This is a genomic window from Labrenzia sp. 5N (assembly GCF_012395805.1).
GTDB lineage: Bacteria > Pseudomonadota > Alphaproteobacteria > Rhizobiales > Stappiaceae > Roseibium > Roseibium algicola.
This window is the reverse complement of the sequence record NZ_JAAZTM010000004.1, coordinates 914,002-933,478: the sequence shown is the minus strand read 5'-3', so window position 1 is coordinate 933,478 and position 19,477 is coordinate 914,002. Positions and strand designations below refer to the sequence as shown.

General features: G+C 60.7%; 14 protein-coding genes. 8 read left to right on the top strand and 6 right to left on the bottom strand.

Translation table 11 applies throughout. The features are described from left to right. Nucleotides 1-615 precede the first annotated feature (615 nt). From HEP89_RS07300 to HEP89_RS07270, 7 genes are all read left to right on the top strand, one after another. Nucleotides 616-1,830, top strand: a complete 1,215-nt coding sequence (locus HEP89_RS07300) for a transporter substrate-binding domain-containing protein (protein WP_062491182.1) — start codon at nucleotides 616-618, stop codon at nucleotides 1,828-1,830. Next, entirely contained in the window at nucleotides 1,827-2,429 is a 603-nt protein-coding gene (locus HEP89_RS07295) for an ANTAR domain-containing protein (RefSeq protein WP_168691645.1), read from the top strand. Before HEP89_RS07300 ends, HEP89_RS07295 begins: the two co-directional genes overlap by 4 nt. Before the next feature lie 4 nt (nucleotides 2,430-2,433). Next, nucleotides 2,434-3,321 carry an ABC transporter permease gene (locus HEP89_RS07290; protein ID WP_088665254.1) on the top strand — a complete coding sequence of 296 codons (888 nt, stop codon included), beginning with the start codon at nucleotides 2,434-2,436 and terminating at the stop codon, nucleotides 3,319-3,321. 2 nt (nucleotides 3,322-3,323) lie between these two features. Further along, nucleotides 3,324-4,244: an ABC transporter permease gene (locus HEP89_RS07285; protein WP_055656842.1), complete on the top strand. Its 921-nt coding sequence runs from the start codon at nucleotides 3,324-3,326 to the stop codon at nucleotides 4,242-4,244. Between the two features lie 71 nt (nucleotides 4,245-4,315). Next, nucleotides 4,316-5,944, top strand: a complete 1,629-nt coding sequence (locus HEP89_RS07280) for an ABC transporter substrate-binding protein (RefSeq protein WP_022999314.1) — start codon at nucleotides 4,316-4,318, stop codon at nucleotides 5,942-5,944. Further along, on the top strand, nucleotides 5,934-6,884 hold the full coding sequence (locus HEP89_RS07275) for an acetamidase/formamidase family protein (protein ID WP_022999313.1): 951 nt from the start codon (nucleotides 5,934-5,936) through the stop codon (nucleotides 6,882-6,884). Before HEP89_RS07280 ends, HEP89_RS07275 begins: the two co-directional genes overlap by 11 nt. Before the next feature lie 66 nt (nucleotides 6,885-6,950). Then, nucleotides 6,951-8,732 (top strand): ABC transporter ATP-binding protein, encoded by a 1,782-nt coding sequence (locus tag HEP89_RS07270; RefSeq protein WP_168691644.1) that lies wholly within the window; start codon nucleotides 6,951-6,953, stop codon nucleotides 8,730-8,732. A gap of 72 nt (nucleotides 8,733-8,804) precedes the next feature. Here HEP89_RS07270 and HEP89_RS07265 read toward each other — a convergent pair whose 3' ends face one another. After that, nucleotides 8,805-11,024, bottom strand: coding sequence for an adenylate/guanylate cyclase domain-containing protein (locus HEP89_RS07265; RefSeq protein WP_168691643.1), 2,220 nt, complete (start codon nucleotides 11,022-11,024; stop codon nucleotides 8,805-8,807). 201 nt (nucleotides 11,025-11,225) lie between these two features. Here HEP89_RS07265 and HEP89_RS07260 point away from each other — a divergent pair, with 201 nt between their 5' ends. Beyond that, nucleotides 11,226-12,302 carry a FecR domain-containing protein gene (locus HEP89_RS07260; RefSeq protein WP_168691642.1) on the top strand — a complete coding sequence of 359 codons (1,077 nt, stop codon included), beginning with the start codon at nucleotides 11,226-11,228 and terminating at the stop codon, nucleotides 12,300-12,302. A gap of 7 nt (nucleotides 12,303-12,309) precedes the next feature. Here HEP89_RS07260 and maiA read toward each other — a convergent pair whose 3' ends face one another. From maiA to xdhB, 5 genes are all read right to left on the bottom strand, one after another. Beyond that, nucleotides 12,310-12,954: a maleylacetoacetate isomerase gene (maiA, locus tag HEP89_RS07255; RefSeq protein WP_168691641.1), complete on the bottom strand. Its 645-nt coding sequence runs from the start codon at nucleotides 12,952-12,954 to the stop codon at nucleotides 12,310-12,312. Nucleotides 12,955-13,163: 209 nt separating this feature from the next. After that, nucleotides 13,164-14,543, bottom strand: a complete 1,380-nt coding sequence (guaD, locus tag HEP89_RS07250; protein WP_168691640.1) for a guanine deaminase — start codon at nucleotides 14,541-14,543, stop codon at nucleotides 13,164-13,166. Between the two features lie 66 nt (nucleotides 14,544-14,609). Further along, the gene (locus HEP89_RS07245) at nucleotides 14,610-16,193 is read right to left on the bottom strand and encodes a xanthine/uracil/vitamin C permease (protein ID WP_168691639.1); all 1,584 of its coding nucleotides are present in this window, start codon (nucleotides 16,191-16,193) and stop codon (nucleotides 14,610-14,612) included. A gap of 68 nt (nucleotides 16,194-16,261) precedes the next feature. Beyond that, nucleotides 16,262-17,116 carry a xanthine dehydrogenase accessory protein XdhC gene (gene xdhC, locus HEP89_RS07240; RefSeq protein ID WP_197923161.1) on the bottom strand — a complete coding sequence of 285 codons (855 nt, stop codon included), beginning with the start codon at nucleotides 17,114-17,116 and terminating at the stop codon, nucleotides 16,262-16,264. 3 nt (nucleotides 17,117-17,119) lie between these two features. Continuing rightward, on the bottom strand, nucleotides 17,120-19,462 hold the full coding sequence (xdhB, locus tag HEP89_RS07235; protein ID WP_062491165.1) for a xanthine dehydrogenase molybdopterin binding subunit: 2,343 nt from the start codon (nucleotides 19,460-19,462) through the stop codon (nucleotides 17,120-17,122). Between the last annotated feature and the right edge of the window lie 15 nt (nucleotides 19,463-19,477).

Below are 19,477 nucleotides of genomic sequence, written 5' to 3'. Positions count from 1 at the left end.
GTGCATTTTGCCAAGATGTGCCCGATGCGAGTTTCGGACCGGGCTTGAGAGTTCAGGAATTTAACGGCAAGGCTTCAGTCAGGAATTGTGTAAATAACTGTAAAATATGAAGAAAAATATCAGTGAGGCCTGAAGTGAACACCTTTTGGAAAAGGCTTTGCGAGGTGCTTGCCTGAAATTTGTGCTGGGGAACAAATTTTAATCGGTTCCGCTATTTTCGTCAGGTTATCTCCTGAGGCGAAATTTTGTATTGCATGCCCTTCTTCAAGGGGTTGATTGTTGCTTGGTTTGGGAGAAAATTTGCCATTCTTTTCAAGAAAAAGAGTGATTTTTGATGCTCTGGCTCCCGGTTGGCGAAACTCCCGGAATTGGTTCATAGGAGGCCGTTTGTCGCCGTCGTCATTTGTGGCGAAATTTTATGCGTGGCTGATCTTTGAGCTTTGCGGCGATTGACAAGATTTTTTTCTTCGGCGATCCTGATATCGAAATAGCGGCAATCGTTCAGCCGCATGGCAATCGCGCCCCGATCTGTCGCAGGTGACCACCTGCGGGTCGGGGTTTTTTTATGTTCAGCCCCCGCGGTTTGCATCGTTCGGCTGAAGGGCAGGGTAATACATGGCCTTTGGTGAAATACCTGTTGGCGTTCTGTTTTCGAAATCCGGTTCCTATGCCGCGATCGGGCAGGAAGGCTATTGGGGTGCCCGGATCGCCATCGATGAAATCAACGCTTCCGGTCTGTTCGATTTCCGTTTCCTGCGCGTGGATGGTGACCCGAAGGGCTCTGCCGAAAACTACGCCGTGGAAGCGGACAGGATGATGCGGGAGGCCGGCTGCCGGCACATCATCGGCACCCAGACCTCCTCCTCCCGCAAGGAAGTCTTGCCGGTGATGGAGCGTGGCCGCGGGCTGCTCTGGTACACCACGCCCTATGAGGGCTTCGAAAGCCATGATCGTGTGGTCTACACAGGCGCTTGCCCGAACCAGGGCGTGGTTCCGCTTTTCCGCCACATCGTTCCGGAATCCGGCCGCCGGGCTTTCCTTCTCGGATCCAACTACATCTGGGGCTGGGAAACCAACCGCATTGCCCGCGAACTTCTGGCCGGGTGTGACGGCGAAGTTCTGGGCGAGCGTTATGTCGCCATCGGCGACGAGAACATCGACCATCTGATCGTTGAAATCCGCGAAAAACGGCCGGACTTCATCTTCAACAACCTGATCGGCGAAAGCAGCTACGCCTTCCTGCGCGCCATGAAGAGGCTTGCGAAGGAAGATCCCGCCTTTGCGCCGAACCGCTGCCCGATCCTCAGTTGCAATCTGACGGAAGCCGAGCTGCCGATCCTGGGGGCTGCCGCCGAGGGTCTTGTGTCCACCTCGACCTATTTCGAAACGCTGGACACCCCGGAAAACGAGGATTTCCTGAGCCGGCTGGAAGGCTTGCGCGGCCCGGATGCGTCGATTTCATCGATGTTCGTCGGACCCTATGAGGCCGTCTGGCTGCTCGCCCGCGCTATCGAGGCGTGTGGTTCGGATGCGCCGGATCATGTCCTTGCGGAATTGTGTCGCCGGCCGCACCGGACGCCGTTGCGAGACATCCGGATCGATCCGCAAACGCAGCACGCTTACCTGCAGCCGTTGATCGCGGTGGTGGAAACCACCGGGCCCGAGCGCATCCGCTCCCGGTTCCGCATCATCGAAAAGACGTCCGGCCCATTGGCGCCGGATCCCTATCTGGTCCACTATGACCCGCTGGAAAGCAACGCCGGTACATCTGGTGATACACCGGTACCGGACAACGGTAATACGCCGAGACTGAGGCTGGTGTCGTCATGAGCAGCCTGTTCCGCACCCCGAGTTTCCGCGGTTGGTCCGCGACTGTGCTGCACAAGCCGCATTCCGACAGGGATGCCGTCTGCCGCCAGCTCGACCGTCTCGGCATTGCGGTGTCGACCGCCTGGCCGGAACTTCCCAAGGAAGCAAGGCAAGCCGATCTGGTGATCTTCGACGCCGATGCCGGTCATGATGCCCAGTTCCCCTGGCCGGTTGAAGAACACCCAATGCCGATGATCGCGCTGATGGGCAGCGAGGCTCCCGGGCGGGTCGAATGGGCCATCCGGCGCGGTGCCATTGCCCATCTGAGCAAGCCCATCGCCTCCAGCGGTGTCTACGGCGCGCTCGTCGTTGCCACGCGAACCTTTGCCATGCGCCGCGCATCGGAGGAAAGGATCGCGAAACTGGAAGCCCGCCTTGCCTGTCGGCCTCAGGTGGCCGAAGCCATCCTGCTCCTGATGCAGCACCAGGGCAGCGACGCCGATACCGCCTACAAACTTCTTCAGGATATGGCGATGGCGAGCCGGCAAACCATGGAAGACGTTGCGCTTGATCTGCTGGCGCGTTCAGGAGGGCAGAATGCCGGCCGACGTGAAGCCTGAAGCGATGCCAGACACCGTGAAAACCGCCGCACCCGAGATACCGAAAGGCGTCTGGCGTCGTCTCCTGGAAAGGAAACTCGCCGTCTTTGCCCTGGCTCTGGTCGGCGTAATCGTCGGGGCCGCAGTCTTTGCTCCCTTTGTCGCGCCTTTCGACCCGGCGGAACAGTTCTTCGAAGGGCTGACCCTGGAGGGCGCGCCTTTGCCTCCGGGCGAAACCTTCTGGCTGGGCACGGATCTGCTCGGGCGCGATCTCCTGTCACGTCTGATCTACGGCGCGCAGACGTCGCTCATCATCGGGGTTGTCGCCAACGGGATCGCCGTTGCAGTCGGTGCCTTTGTCGGCATCCTCGCCGGTTTTTTCCGTGGCTGGGTGGAAACGGTGCTGATGCGCTTCACCGATCTGATGATGGCCTTCCCGGCGCTGCTGCTTGCCATCACGCTGGCGGCACTGTTCAGACCATCGCTCTGGATCGTTGCCATGGTGATCGCCATGGTCAACTGGGTGCAGATGGCGCGTGTCGTCTATACCGAAACCAGGTCGCTGTCGGAACGCGAATTCATCCTGGCCGAACGGGCCATGGGCGCAGGCCTTTTCCGGATACTATTCCGCCACATCCTGCCGCATCTTCTGTCGACCATCGTCGTCTTCGGCACGCTGGGCATCTCGACGACAGTGCTGCTGGAGGCAACACTCAGCTATCTCGGCATCGGCGTACAGCCGCCGACCCCTTCCTGGGGCAACATCATCTACGAAAACCAGACCTATTTCACCTCGGCGCCCTGGCTGGTGTTCTTCCCGGGGATCGCCATCATCGCGCTGGCGCTGGGCTTCAACCTGCTGGGCGATGCCCTGCGTGAGGTGCTCGATCCGACACAGAAGGGGAGGCACTGATCATGGGTGGATATATTCTGCGCCGGGTGTTCCAGTCCGTGCTGATCCTCATCGGCATTACCTTCCTGACCTTCGTCCTGCTCTATCTGATCCCGGCCGATCCGGCCCGCCAGATCGCCGGCCGCAGCGCCACCGCGCAGACGGTCGAGAACATTCGCGAACAGCTTGGTCTGAACCTGCCGTTTTACCAGCAGTACTTCCGTTATCTGACCGGGCTGCTGCAGGGCGATCTCGGCCGCTCCTACCTGCAGAAGACGGAAGTGGGCGCGCTCATCTGGTCGCGTCTGCCGGCAACGCTCCTTCTCATGGTCGGCGCCATCGTCTGCGAACTTGCGATCGGACTTACCATGGGGCTCGTCGCAGCCCTGCGCCGGAACACGGCGACAGATACGAGCCTCATGGTCCTTTCCTTCGTCGGGGTTTCCTCGCCCCAGTTCGTGATCGGCATCCTGCTGCTCTACGTCTTTTCGGTGCAGCTCGGGTGGTTCCCCATCGGCGGTTACGGCACCTTCATGCACATGGTGCTGCCGTCGTTGACCCTCGGGTTCCTGGGAGCCGGCTGGTATTCGCGCATGATGCGCTCTTCCATGATCGACGTGCTACGCCAGGACTTCATCCGCACGGCGCGCGCCAAAGGCCTGAAACGCTGGCAGGTCCTGTTTGGCCACGCCCTTCCCAATGCCTTGCTGCCGATCATCGCCATGATCGGGATCGATATCGGTCTTTTCATGAGCGGCATCGTGGTGGTTGAGAGCGTGTTCGGCTGGCCGGGCATCGGCCAGCTCGCCTGGCAGGCCATCCAGCGGGTCGACATTCCCATCATCATGGGCGTCACGCTCGTGTCCGCATTCGCGATCGTGCTCGGCAATTTCCTTGCCGACCTGATCGCTCCCCTGATTGATCCGAGGATCAAGCTGCGCTGACGCGCGGCAACCGCCGGAAAACCGCCTTCAGAGCGGCCCGGCACATCACCGTAAGAACCGGAGGTTGGACTATGAAGAAGACAGTATTGGCAGGGGCTGCCGCCCTTCTCGCCGCCACCGCCCTGACATCGGCATCCGCTCTGGCGGACGACATCAAGCAGGGCGGATCGATGATCGTCACCTACAAGGACGACGTCTCGACGCTTGATCCGGCAATTGGCTACGACTGGCAGAACTGGTCGATGATCAAGAGCCTGTTCGACGGCCTGATGGACTATGAACCCGGCACCACCAACCTGATGACGGATCTGGCCGAGGACTACACGATTTCCGATGACGGCACGGTCTTCACCTTCAAGCTGCGTGAAGGCGTGAAGTTCCACAACGGCCGCGAGATGACTGCGGAAGACGTCAAATATTCTCTCGACCGTGTCACCAATCCGGCTACCCAGAGCCCGGGTGCCGGTTTCTTCGGCTCCATCAAGGGCTTTGATGCCGTGGCTGCCGGCGATGCCACCAGCCTGGAAGGTGTCACCGTCGTCGATCCCTATACGGTCAAGATCGAACTGTCCCGCCCGGATGCGACCTTCCTGCACGTGATGGCCATCAACTTCTCGTCCATCGTGCCGAAAGAGGCCGTGGAAGAATTTGGCGCCGACTTCGGCAAGCATCCGGTCGGCACCGGTGCGTTCTCGCTGGAAGAATGGACGCTCGGCCAGCGCCTGGTGTTCAAGCGCAACGAGGACTACTGGCGCGCTGGCGTTCCCAAGCTTGACGAAATCACCTTTGAAGTCGGCCAGGAGCCGGTGGTTGCGCTCCTGCGCCTGCAGCGCGGCGAAGCCGATATTCCGGGCGATGGCATTCCCCCGGCGAAGTTCCTGGAAGTGACCAAGGACCCGCAATACAAGGACCTGATCATCGAAGGTGGCCAGCTGCACACCGGCTATGTCACCATGAACGTGAAGATGCCGCCCTTCGACAAGCTGGAGGTGCGCAAGGCCGTCAACATGGCGATCAACAAGGATCGCGTCGTGCGCATCATCAACGGCCGCGCAGTCCCGGCAAACCAGCCGCTGCCGCCCACCATGCCGGGCTATGACAACGAGTACACCGGATATGCTTATGACCCGGAAGCCGCCAAGGCGCTTCTGGCCGAGGCCGGTCTGGCTGACGGGTTCGAAACCGAACTCTATGTCTACAACACCGACCCGAACCCGCGCATTGCCCAGTCCATCCAGGCCGATCTTGCCGAAATCGGCATCAAGGCTGAAATCAAGGCACTGGCCCAGGCCAACGTGATCGCGGCCGGCGGCGAGCCCGACCAGGCACCGATGATCTGGTCCGGCGGCATGGCCTGGATCGCCGACTTCCCGGATCCGTCCAACTTCTATGGCCCGATCCTGGGCTGTGCCGGCGCGGTCAAGGGCGGGTGGAACTGGTCCTGGTACTGCAACGAGGAGCTGGACAAGCAGGCGACGGCTGCCGACAGTATCACCGACCCGGCGAAGAAGGCCGAGCGTGAGGAAGCCTGGCGCAAGATCTTCATCTCGGTGATGGACGACGCGGCCTGGGCGCCGGTGTTCCACGAGCAGCGTTTCACGATGCGGTCCGAGCGGCTGGGTGGCCCCGATGCCATCTTCGTCGATCCGGTCCACATTCCCGTCAACTACGACTACGTTTGGGCGAAAGATGTGCAGTAACTGCAAGGCCGCTTACACGATCCACGCGGCACAGCACCACTTCGGTTGGGACAACTCCAATGCCCCGGCCGAAACGGTGGCACCGGGCACGGTGCTGGAATTCGAATGTCTCGACAGTTCGGCCGGGCAGCTCACGCCCGAAAGCACTGTCGCGGATGTTTCGACGCTGGATTTCGGCAAGATCAATCCGGTCAATGGCCCCATCTATGTGGATGGGGCCGAGCCGGGCGATGCGCTGGTGGTCAAGATCCACGAGTTCAAACCCTCCGGCTTTGGCTGGACCGCCAACATTCCGGGGTTCGGTTTGCTGGCGGACCAGTTCAAGGATCCGGCCCTGCATATCTGGTCCTATGACAAGGATAAGCTGGGAACCTCGGCGTTTGCCCCGTTTGGAAAGGTGCCGTTGAAGCCGTTTGCCGGTACCATCGGTGTCGCTCCGGCGGAAGCAGGTCTTCATTCCATCGTTCCGCCCCGGCGGGTCGGTGGCAATCTTGATATCCGCGACCTTGCCGCCGGAACAACGCTCTACCTGCCGGTGGAAGTTGCCGGAGCCCTGTTCTCCATCGGCGACACCCACGCGGCGCAGGGTGATGGCGAGGTCTGCGGAACCGCTATCGAAAGCCCGATGAACACGGTGGTCGAGCTGGACCTGATCAAGGGTGCCAATCTCAAGATGCCACGGTTCGAAACCCCGGGCCCGGTGACCCGCCATCTCGACGAGATGGGCTACGAAGTCACCACCGGTATCGGCAGCGATCTCTTCGAAGGCGCTCAGGCAGCCGTTTCCAACATGATCGACCTCCTGTGTGCCCGTCACGGCTACAGCGCGGTCGATGCCTACATGCTGTGTTCGGTCTGCGGCGATCTCCGGATTTCGGAAATCGTGGACATGCCCAACTGGGTGGTCTCGTTCTACTTCCCGAAAGTCGTGCTTCAGTAACGCAGCCGGGCGGCGGTCACCGCCGTCGCCCGTTTTCCAGAGTTCAAGAAAGACCAGGGCGTCCGGATGTCCAGCCAGTCAGACCATGTAGCCGTTGCCGAAGACGTTGTTCTTTCCGTAAGAGATCTGCGCACGGACGTCGCGACGCCTTCCGGCCGCAAGACCGTGGTCAAGGGCCTGTCGTTTGACCTGAAGCGCGGTGAAACCCTTTGTATCGCGGGCGAATCCGGATCCGGAAAGTCGATCACGGCTCTGTCCATCATGGGACTTCTGCCGGAGCCGATGGCCCGGGTCTCCGGTGGTGAGGTGCTGTTTCAGGGCAAGGACCTGATCAAGCTTCCCGAGGACGCCATGCGCCGCATTCGCGGCGGCGACATTGCCATGATCTTCCAGGAGCCGATGACCTCGCTCAATCCCGTGCTGACGGTTGGTCGCCAGTTGCGTGAGGCGATCCTGGCGCATCAGGATGTCTCGGGTAGTGAAGCCAACAAGCGCGCACTGGCAATGCTGGAATCGGTACGTCTGTCGGAACCGGCACGGCGGCTGAAACAATATCCGCACGAGCTTTCCGGCGGCATGCGCCAGCGGGTGATGATCGCCATGGCGCTGGCCTGCAATCCGAAGGTGCTGATTGCCGATGAGCCGACGACGGCGCTCGACGTGACGATCCAGGCACAGATCCTGCAGCTGATCCGCGACTTGCAGCGCGATTTCGGCACGGCGGTGATCATGATCACCCACGACATGGGTGTCGTTGCCGAAATGGCCGACCGGGTGATCGTCATGAACCACGGCAACATCGTTGAAAGCGGCACGGCTTCCGACGTGTTCGAACGTCCGGCGGACAGTTACACACGGCACCTTCTGGAGGCCGTACCCAAGCTTGGCGCCATGACCGGTGTCGACAGTGCGGCCCGGAAAAAGGACCAGCCCGAAGCACCGGTCCTCGAGGTGGAAGACCTTGTCGTCCGCTTCGACCTGCATGGCGGCCTGCTCAATCGGGTGACATCCCGTGTTCATGCGGTCGAAGGCGTTTCTTTCACGCTGGCACCCGGGGAAACCCTTGGCCTCGTCGGAGAAAGCGGCTGCGGCAAGTCCACCATCGGCAAGGCGCTCATGAACCTGGTGCCATGGGAAGGGAGCATCCGGGTCGCCGGCCAGCATGTCGGCATCGGCAGCGCACAGGAACAGCAGCGCCGCAGGCGCGACATGCAGATGATCTTTCAGGATCCCTATGCCTCCCTCGATCCACGCATGACCGTCGGCGATATCGTCGGCGAACCACTGGTGATCCACGGTCTGGCGCGGGGCAAGGACCTGAAGGACAAGGTGGCATCGCTGTTCGACCGGGTCGGCCTTCCGGCCGATGTGATCACCCGTCATCCCCACGAATTCTCCGGTGGTCAGCGCCAGCGCATCTGTATTGCCCGCGCACTGGCGCTTTCGCCCAAGGTCATTGTTGCGGATGAAAGCGTCTCGGCGCTCGATGTTTCTGTGCAGGCACGTGTTCTGGATCTTCTGCAGGAACTGCAGGAGGATCTCGGCCTCTCGTACCTGTTCATTTCCCACGACATGGCGGTTGTCGAGCAGGTCTCGCATCGGATCGCGGTCATGTATCTCGGCCAGATCGTGGAGATGGGAACACGCCGTCAGGTGTTCGAAAACCCGCAACACGACTATACCAAGCGACTGTTGAAGGCCGTGCCGATCCCTGATCCCAAGCGCCGGCGCACCGTTTTCGATGTGCCGACGGGCGAAATCCCCTCACCGGTACTGCCGCTTGGGCAATCGGTCGAGCGGGTCCGTTACCATGATGTCGGCGACCGGCATCTGGTGGCTGTCGCCTGAAGCCGTAGGAACCGAGCGTGGGGCTGGCGGCGCTTTACCTCGCATGCATCCTGCGAGAATGCACTGCAGGCGTTACTCCCCGGCAAGTTCCTCGATGATGGGTGACGGCATGAAACTGTCGTAGAAGGCGCTCAAGTCGACCGGAGCCACCGCGAGGCAGGCGTTCACAAGGCGTTCGATCTCTGCGCGACTGGCGACGCGCGTGCGCCCTTCGATAAGTTCCCTGTGCCGCCTTTCCAATGCCTGCCACTCTTTCGTTCGGGCAAGTGTCTCATCGCCGACAAGCGCGTAGAGAGTTGCCGGCTGAGCCTTGCCTTTGAGTGTAATCGACCCTGCTTCCAGAAGTGCCATGGCCTTGCACGCGGTGGCAGTTGGTTGCGTCAGCAAAATAGGCCAGCCGACCTGCTTGCAGGCTGTCTCGACTCTGGAAGCAACGTTGACGGCGTCACCGATGACCGAGTAGTTGAACCGCGAACTCGAGCCCATGTTGCCAACGCAACCAGGTCCGCTGTTCAGACCGATGCCAATGCGAATGTCGCCCAACTTATGGGGGCCGGACTTGAAGCCGAAGGCATCCCGGTCGTTGAGTTCCTTGACGATTTTTATCATGTCCAGCGCAGCATGGGCGGCCTTGACCGGATGATCGGCAACGTCAAGCGGCGCGTTCCAGAACGCCATGATTGAATCGCCAATATATTTGTCGATTGCGCCTTCCCGTTTCTGGATGCAATCCGATAGTGGAGACAGCAGACGGTTCAGGAATGCGACCACCTCTTCGGGAGGCAGTTTCTCGGATATCGGCGTAAACCCCCTCACGTCCATGAACATCATCGTCATGTCGCGGATTTCGCCGCCGAGACGCAGCGTGTGAGGCTGCTCCTCCAGCTTTCTGAGCAAATCCGGTGCGAGATAGCGCTGGAACGCCCTTCGGACAAACCGCTTTTCCCGCTCCGCGAAGGCAAACATCAAGATTGTGGTCAGAAGAAAAATAAGCCCTGAAACCAGCATGGGGAAGACCGGATCCAGAAGGAGGCCATAGCTGGAAAAGGCAAACCAGCTTCCGCCGCTAACTGCCGCGCTCAGGACGGCGCCAACGGCAGCTGACGGGATCGCGCCCGTTGACGGCAATATGGCACCGATGATGAGTGTCACGATGAACAGCGCCGCGATTTCGGCTCCGGTCGCCCAGTCGGGACGGTTGAGAAACGTATTCGACAGGATCTGATCAATGATCTGATGATGCATGAAAACACCCGGAACGCTCTCGCCGAGAGCCGTGAGCCTGATGTCTCGCAATCCGGCAGCCGACGATCCGAAGAGGATGATGTGACCCTCGATCAGGGGGGCCAGCTCCTCGTCCGACAGGTTCAGAAGATCCCGCGCAGAAAGATAGAGAGACGGGTCATTGCGCGAATAATAGATCAGCAGATGGCCATTGGCAGTGACCGGAACCTGAAACTCTCCGACCTTGAATTCGGTCATGGCGAGTGTTCCTGCACTGAACTCGCCGCTCGCTTCCGAAGTCTTGAGAACAAAGGTTTTGTCGCCAAGTGCGACACGAAGCGTCTCAAGTGCCAGGGCCGGATATATTTCACCGTTCGTGCCGGCGATGAACATTGGAACCTGGCGCACCACCCCGTCGGAATCCGCCTGCCCAAGGGAAATCGTACCACTTCCCTCCGCGACAGCCTGATAGGGCGGCAGGCTCATCACGCTGCCTCTGATCGGGTCGAGGAGCGGTGTCGGATCCTCCCCGAGGACGACGTAGGCAGCCTTGGCATCGGGCAGTCCCATTGCCGATCTGGGTTCGTTGAAAAACCCGAGGATCGTTGGCAGCCCGGCCATTGATTGAACGAAAACGGCATCATTGTCGGGTATTCCCGAGAGCAGTGGCCTGATCTCGTCGCGGCCGGGCCAACCGCGTTCTTCCAGCTCCTGCAAGAACCCCGCCGGTCCCGTCCGGTCGGGCTCCGAAAACACCATGTCAAAGGCGGCGCAGGCAGCTCCCAGGTTCTGGATACGCTCCAGAAGTTTGGCAATCTGCGTACGCGGCCAAGGCCATTGGCCTAGCTGCGCTATCGACTTCTCATCGATGTCGATGATCCGGATCGGTTGCCCCAAAGCCTCCCGCGGTTTGAAGCGCTGATAGGTGTCGAAGGTGATCCAGCGCAGGGACGCTATGAACGGGGGATCGGACAGGCGTAGTTCACGGGCGCCGAAAAGGAGGATCAGCGTCAGACCCAGGACGAAAACGTGCCTGTTGCGTAGCAAGTTGAAAAGCGTCTTTCCCACCGGCATGCCCCTGACCGACAGAGCTGTTCGGGAGCCGCGACACCGTTCCCATGTCTGGTGTCCACTCTACGCTAGAATACGCGTTTCTGAGAAAAATAGACCTTGACAAAAAGAACAGGGTTTGAGCTGAGAAATCGGAAACGATTCGTCTATTGGTTAAGGATGTGGTAAGATCTCATCGGTCGGGCCGGAGTGGGAGCTATGAGGTTTGCCCCGGTTTTAATAGTTTTATCGTTATCCATCTTTTATTCGTCGGTGTCCTTGGCCGACAAGGTTGGCATAACTGTTGATGCAAGAAAGACCGTCAAAGCGACGGGGGGAGGTGACCCCCGCATCTTGGCATCAAACACATCCATTTTCAGGGACGACCGGTTGCGTGCCAATTCCAGCGGAAACGCACAGATCCGGCTGATCGACGGCACCAAGATTGTTGTCGGTCCCAATGCGGATGTGAAGATCGATGACTTCGTGATCACGGGTCAGACTGTTAGCAAGCTTACTGTTAGTGCAACGCGCGGCGCCTTCCGCTTCATCAGCGGGCGCAGCAAGTCTTCCGCCTACAGCATCCGGACGCCGAATGGCACGATCGGCGTGCGGGGCACGGCTTTCGATGTGACAATCACGCCTCAGGGAACCAATGTCGCCCTGTTGCGCGGTGCGATCAACGCATGCGACAGGAGCGGGCGCTGCCAGTTGGTCAGAAACCGGTGCGACTATGTCCTTATCGGTCGGCGCGGGGTGAAACAGGATCGGCTGAATTCGGATTCGCTCAGAAATCGGTCGAAGTCACTCTTTCCGCTACTCGTAAATGAGTCGAACCTGAACAGACAGTTCAGGCAGCGCGGATCTGGATGCACCGTGAAAAATGCAAGACTGGCACCCGATCGGGTTCCCGAGCAGCAACCCAGGAACATTTTCCGCGCCCTCTTCAGCCCGCGACAACCAACCGAGAACCTGAACAGCCCCGAGCGGAGCAGCCCCGAGCGAAACAGCCCCGAGCCGAACAGCCCTGGTTCGAATAGCTCAGAGCCGAGCAATTCCGTTTCCAGTTCGCCAGAACCGGCGGCACAATCTGGCGGTGCGCCTGCGAGCGCTGGCGTTCCCAACAATCCGGGCAACGGCAATGCTGTCGGCAACGCGGGAGAAAGATTTTCCGGCGGCTCTCGCGGAAACAGTGCAAACGCACCCGGCCAGAGCAGCGATTCACCGGGCAGGAGCGGCAGCACACCGGGAGAAAACAGACAGGCCCGCAACCAGGCTGAACGCCGCAACAATTAGCCTTGTATCAGGCGGGCGGCGCGCCGATGGCATCCGGATGGGCGTCCTTGAACGCGTCGAGCGCTTCGGCAGCAGCAGCAGCACGCAGAATTTTCCGAAATCCGGAAACATCCACACCCCAGCGATTGGCGTTATAGAGCTGAGGCATCAGGCAGCAGTCGGCCATGCTCGGCGTTTCGCCGTGGCAAAACGGACCGTTGTCATCCAGTAGGTTCTCGAAGGCGGCAAGGCCCTTGCCGATAAAGCGCTGCATCCAGGCTTTCTTGGCATCATCGCCACCGCCGGTCAGCTCCGCCACATGACCAACAATGCCGAGATTGCAGACCGGGTGGATTTCCATGGCAATAGCATAGGAGAGCTGACGCACCCGGTACTGGCCGTCGACATCGTCCGGCATCAAGGTCGAACCGGGTGTGGTCGCATGCAGATATTCGATGATGGCCAACGACTGGGTCAGCGTCTTGCCGTCAACGATCAGCGCAGGCAACAGGCCCTGAGGGTTGAGAGCGAGATAGTCATCTTCCAGATGGGCGCGGGTCAGAAGGTTCACCGGCCGGTAGTCAACATCGAGCTTCAGCAGATTGAGCGCAATGCGCACGCGATAGCTCGCCGAGGACCGCCAGTAGTCATATAAAACAATATCTTTCGCCACGAATCCCTCCCAGCAACACGGTGTGCATTGATACACTTATTTGGCCATGAATTGGCAAGTCCGTGTGCGCGGAACGGCATCAATAGCCGATTTTTTGCTGAGCCGGTGAAGAAGCCCTTGCCGTTATCTTTTCTCTTCTTCTGTAGGTCATCCCGGGACTCGCGATGCTCGCCCGGGGTGACTTCGAAGTTTGCGTCCAGGTTCGCAGGTCAGGACAGGACAAGGTCCTTTTCTCGGGCAGCAGGCGTTTTGCGTGTCCTTGCTGGTGAGGGCTGCGGAACCGCCGGTGCCTTGCCCTTCTGCGGTTTGCCGGCGACATAGACCTCATCTATGGCCCGGTCGTCGCCCAGCATCTGCAGAACGAAAAGCTCTTCCGCAAGGGTCGACGCTCGCTCCATGCGCAGGGCCATCGCCTCGGTCGCACGGCTGTCCAGCACCACGATGTCCGCTTCCGTGCCTTCGTCCAGGGTGCCGATCCTGTCTTCCAGGCCGAGCGCAACGGCATTGCCGCGGGTGATCCAGTGGAAGGCGCGGAAGGGATGTAGTTTCTGGTCCTGCAGTTGCAGGATCTTGTAACCCTCGTTCAGTGTCTGCAGCATGGAATAGCTGGTGCCGGCGCCGATGTCGGTGGCAATGGCGTTGACGATGCCCTTCGAGCGCAAGCCTGCATCATCGAAAAGACCGCTGCCGAGGAAGAGGTTCGACGTCGGGCAGAACACCGGCCGGGCGCCGGTTTCGGCCAGCGCATCAATCTCGCGCTGTTCCAGGTGGATCGAGTGGCCGAGCAGCATCTTGTCCGACAGAAGTCCGTAGCGCTGGTAGACATCGAGATAGTCGCGAGCTTCCGGGTAAAGCTCCAGCGTATAGGCGATCTCGTTTTTATTTTCGGACAGATGGGTCTGGACGAAGCAGTCCGGATGTTCGGCAACCAGCGCGCCGGCCATCTCCATCTGATCCGGAGTTGAGGTGATCGCGAAGCGCGGCGTAATGGCGTAGCTCGCACGCCCTCGTCCATGCCATTTGGCGATCAGGTCCTTCGTGTCGTCATAGCCGGATTGCGGCGTGTCGCGCAGACCGTCCGGGGCGTTGCGGTCCATCAGCACCTTGCCGCCGATCATCCGCATGTTGCGCTGCTCGGCTTCCTCGAAATAGGCCTCTGCCGAGGCCTTGTGGACCGAACAATAGGCAACGGCCGTCGTGGTGCCATGGTCGGTCAGCAGGTCGAAAAAGCGGCAGGCCATGGCGGCAGCATGGCCTTCATCCGCAAAGCGGGTTTCTTCGGGGAAGGTGTAGGTGTTCAGCCAGTCAAGAAGTTGCGCACCCCAGGAGGCGACGATCTGAACCTGCGGAAAATGGATATGAGTGTCGATGAAGCCTGCCATTAACAGCTTCGGCCGGTGATCGATGATTTCCGCATCACCCGCCCCGGCAACCACTTCGCAATAGCTGCCACGCCGCAGGATGAGGCCATTTTCGATCAGAAGCGCACCATCCTCGATGTAATCGAAGGCGGAGGTGTCATCCGGGGATTGTGGCTCTGCAGAAAAAGTCAGCAGGCGGCCACGAAGCAAGAGACGGTCGGAAGGCATCGAGAAAGGTCCCGTTTGTCGGAGTTCGGGGCGGAAGATCCGCCCCGAAGTGGTTTTAGGTCTGGTTCATTCGCCCGGGCTGACCTGGGCAGTGGCAATCGGTTCGGCTTCCGGCTCAGCCGCGTCTTCACGGTGGAAGATCGGGTAGATGAACAGGAAGGCGGCGGCGATCAGGTAGCCGAGGCTGACGGTGGTAAATTCTGGCCAGTGGAGCGTTGCCGAATGGATGATCCCGACCGAGGCCATTGCAAAGGCGGCAAAGGCGAAGCCACCGGCATTGCGGAACTTGCCGTCAATGACACTGGCAACGATGGCGCCCCAGATCAGACCCGTCAGGATGGCACCCTGGCTGAGGGCGAGGTGACCTTCGTAATGGGCGCCCTGCTGCAGCAGCGCTGCGGTCAGTTTCGGATCGCCAAGGGCCAGCATGCCTGTGGCCCCGGTCGCGCCGAGCGCGCCGATCAGCGAGCCCCACTTGATGATGAGGAAGCTGGAGACATGCGGCATCATTGCGATGGTGACGGCGGCCATATGGTCGGTACGCACGGCATGGGCGGTGTTGGTGATCAGGCTGAGCGCGACGAACACCAGAACGGGGGCAGCGGCAGCCACCGGGATCAGGTTGTTCAGGAAGGCAAGCAATCCGAAAAAGGCCGCCAGCGGAATGATCGCGCCGACGCCGATCACGTAACCTGCATGAGCCCCCATGCGCTTGTAGGCCGGATGGCCGATATAGGCGGTCGTCGGGAAGGGCGAACCGAACAGCGCGCCGATCATGGTGCCGACACCGTCGGTGATCTGGCAGGTTGCCACCGGATAGTGGTCGCCTGCGGCTTCCGCGCTCTCCACGTTGTTCATCGTTTCGATGAAATTGTAGATCTGCACCGGCACCAGCACCAGGAACAGCTCCGGATGGTTGAACAGGTGCTGGACCCCGGCCATCAGGTCGCCAAGGTAGGGAACAGGCGGATAGAAGCCGACACCCTCGAAGCTGATTGTCGATTGACCGGTGGCCAGCGCGACCCCGGTGCCGACCATCAGGGCCAGCAGGCCGGCCGGAATGTTGAACGGCAGGCGGAAACGCCCGACGAGGCCCCACAGGATGATGATCATCGAGGCAAAGCCAATGAACGGGTTCTCGAACACCGTTGCCAGAGGCACGGTGCCGATGAACACCAGGGCGATGCCGCACAAGGTACCGAGCATGCCCGCACGCGGGGTCACCTTTTTCAGCCAGGGGCCGACAAGCGCACCAAGGGCTGCGACGATGCCGCCCATGAAGCCCGCGCCGATGCCGACCTGCCAGGCGAGAACCGGATCATTGGTCGCCCAGTAGATCGGTCCGATGACGCCGAAGAGATAGACGAACATCACCGGTGTCGAAATGCCGTAAGGCAGCGCGGTCACGTCGCGGCCATGTTGTGCGGCGGCGCGTTTGGCCAGCAGGACATAGGCGGCGACACCGGCCAGGATCGCGATGGCGGCACCCGGCACGATCTTGCCGTAGACAATGTCTGCCGGCATCTGGAATACGAACTGGCAGATGCCTGCCAGGACCATGAGGTTTACGAGGTTGTCGGTGAACAGGGCCCAGAAGGCGCTGAAATCCCCCCTCGAAAACAAAGTGTAGTCGTTCCTCCCAACCCGCATGTCGGGTCTCCTTTCAGGGTAAGACAGCCGTCCTGTTCCATCTCCCAAAGGACAGGTCAGCCGTTGTTTCACTGCGCGGCCTCCAGCAGCGCAGCCTCCTCCGTATCGCCGGCAGCTCTTGCGCCCGAGGTCAGGGCGGTCAGGACTTCTGCGGCGACAAAAGCGGCAATGATCTCGGGGCGCTTGTCCCGGCTGGCGGTTGCGCCGATCGGGCAGGTCAGCTGGTCGATGGAAAGGCCATTGCAATGGCTGTTGCACCAGGAGCGCAGCTTGGCGCGTTTTGTGGCCGACCCGATCATTCCGACATAGGATGCATGACCGATCTCCAGGGCGGCCGACGTCAGCAGGAAGTCCAGGCCGTGGTCATGGGTCAGCACGATAAAGGCGCTGCCCGCGGGCGCATTGTAGATTTCGACTTCCGGAATGGCCCGCAAGCGCATGTCGACACGCGCCTGGCATTGCGCCAGCTCTTCCTTGCGCATGTCGACCAGTACGCAGTGCACCGGCGTATGCTGCAGCAGGTTGGCAATCGCCCGGCCGACATGCCCGGCGCCCATGACATAGACATGCGGCAGCGCATCGTCCTCGTCCCGCAGGCGGCTGATGACTGCCTGTCGTTCGGCTTTGCACATGCGTGCAAGTGATACTTCCACCCGTCCGCCGCAGCACTGGCCGATTTCCGGGCCGAGCGGCAAGTCGAGCCTGGAGGAAAGCGTGCCTTCGGCCAGCATGGAACGGGCCTGGGTAATGACAATGTGCTCCAGTTGGCCGCCGCCGATGGTGCCGAAGAGGCTGTTCGGGGCAACGAACATCTCCGTTCCGGCTTCCCGGGGGGACGATCCTCGAACCCGCGTCAGCACGACACGGACGATCGGGTGGGCTGAGCCGAAGAAGCTTTCGGTCTGGCTGGAGCGCATTGTCATGATTTACTCCCGGGTTTTCAGCCGCTCGATGGCCATCAGCACCCGCTCCGGCGTTGCCGGGGCATCAAGGCGCGGGCATTCGCGGTAATCGGCGACACTGGCAACGGCCATGGAAAGCGCCTCGAAGACGGAAACCCCCAGCATGAAGGGCGGTTCGCCCACGGCCTTGGAGCGCTTGATGGTGCGTTCCTTGTTTTCCGACCATTCGGCAAGCTTCACGGTGAACTGGCGTGGCCGGTCGGAAGCGAGCGGGATCTTGTAGGTCGACGGCGCGTGGGTCCTGAGGCGTCCGGCCTGGTCCCACCACAGTTCTTCCGTCGTCAGCCAGCCCATGCCCTGAATGAAGGCACCTTCCACCTGCCCCTTGTCGAGGATCGGGTTCAGCGACTTGCCGACGTCATGCAGGATATCGGTCCGCTCCACCCGGTATTCACCGGTGAGCGTGTCGACGGAAACTTCCGAGCAGGATGCGCCATAGGCGAAATAGTAGAACGGACGGCCCTTTCCGGCGGCGCGGTCCCAGTGGATCTTCGGGGTCTTGTAGAAGCCGGCGGCCGACAGGTGCACACGGGCCATGTAGGCCTGGCGGACAAGATCATTGAAGGACACCAGTTCGGACCCGATCTCGACCATGTTGTTATGGAAGCGGATGGTTTCCGGTTCGGTGTTCCAGCGCTCGGCGGCGAAGGCGACCAACCGTTCCTTCAGCTGTTCGGCCGCGTTCAAGGCGGCCATGCCGTTGAGGTCGGAGCCCGATGAGGCGGCGGTCGCCGATGTGTTCGGCACCTTTTCGGTCGTCGTCTTGGTGATCTTGATGCGCTCGAAATCCACCTGGAAGGCATCTGCCACGACCTGGGCCACCTTGGTGTTCAAGCCCTGGCCCATTTCGGTGCCGCCATGGTTCAGGTGGATCGATCCGTCATTGTAGATGTGGATCAGCGCGCCGGCCTGATTGTACCAGGTGGCTGTAAAAGAAATGCCGAACTTGACCGGTGTCAGCGCAATACCCCGTTTTAATATGGAGGAACGGGCATTGTGCTGCAGGATCGCCTCACGGCGGGCCTGGTAGTCAGAGGAGCTTTCAAGTTCTCCGATCAAGCGCGGCAAGATGTTGTCCTCGACCTCCTGGTGATAGGGGGTGAGGAGACGGCCGTCGTTGCGGTCGCCATAGAAATTGGCCTTGCGGATCTCCAGCGGGTCCTTGCCGAGCGCATAGGCGATCTCTTCGATCATGCGTTCGGCGGCAACCACGCCCTGCGGCCCGCCGAACCCTCGGAAAGCGGTGTTCGAGACCGTGTTGGTTTTCATCGGCCGGCTGGTGAGCCGGACATTCGGATAGAAATAGGCATTGTCCGCGTGGAACAGCGCGCGGTCGGTCACCGGCCCGGAAAGGTCGGAGGAATAACCGCAACGTGCCGCGAAGGTGCCGTCGACAGCCTCGATCCGGCCGCTGTCGTCGAAGGCAACGTCGTAGTCGACCACGAAGTCGTGCCGCTTGCCGGTGGCGGTCATGTCCTGGTCGCGGTCCGGGCGGATTTTTACCGGGCAGTTCCACTTCTTCGCGGCGATGGCAGCCACCGCGCAGAAGAGGTTCATCTGGCTTTCCTTGCCGCCGAAGCCACCACCCATGCGGCGGACGTTGACCGTGACCGCGTTCGACGGCACGCCGAGCACATGGGCAACCATGTGCTGTGCCTCGCTCGGGTGCTGGGTCGAGCAGTGGACAGCAACGTCGTCGTCCTCCCCCGGAATGGCAAAGGCGATCTGGCCTTCCAGGTACATGTGGTCCTGGCCGCCGATCGTCATCCGGCCCTGGATGCGGTTCTTCGCGCTGTCGAAGGCGGGGGCGATGTCGCCGCGTTCCAGCTTCAGCGGTGCGGTGACATGCGGATAGCCGGCATCCATCGCACTGACGGGATCAAGCGCATGCGGCAGGACCTCATAGTCGATCTTTGCCAGTTCGGTGGCCCGCCGGGCAGCGTCGCGGCTTGTTGCGATGACGGCAAACAGCGGCTGACCATGGAATTCCGTCTTGTCGACCGGAAACACCGGTTCGTCGTTCTGGCCCGTGGGGCTGATGTCGTTGCAGCCCGGAACGTCCGCCGCAGTCAGCACTCCGATGACACCGGGAGCTGCCAGAACCGCCTCCAGATCCATTGACTTGATCAGGCCGTGGGCAACCGTGGACGTGCCGAGATAGGCATGAAGGGTGCCCTGCGGTTCGGCAATGTCGTCGCAATATTCTGCCCGGCCGGTGACGTGTTTTTCCGCGCTGTCGTGGCGGCGGTCGGTATGGACAGCGCCGCTGATCGACTTCTTGGCGTCCGTGATGATGTCGTGTTTCATGTGGTTCGCCTCAAA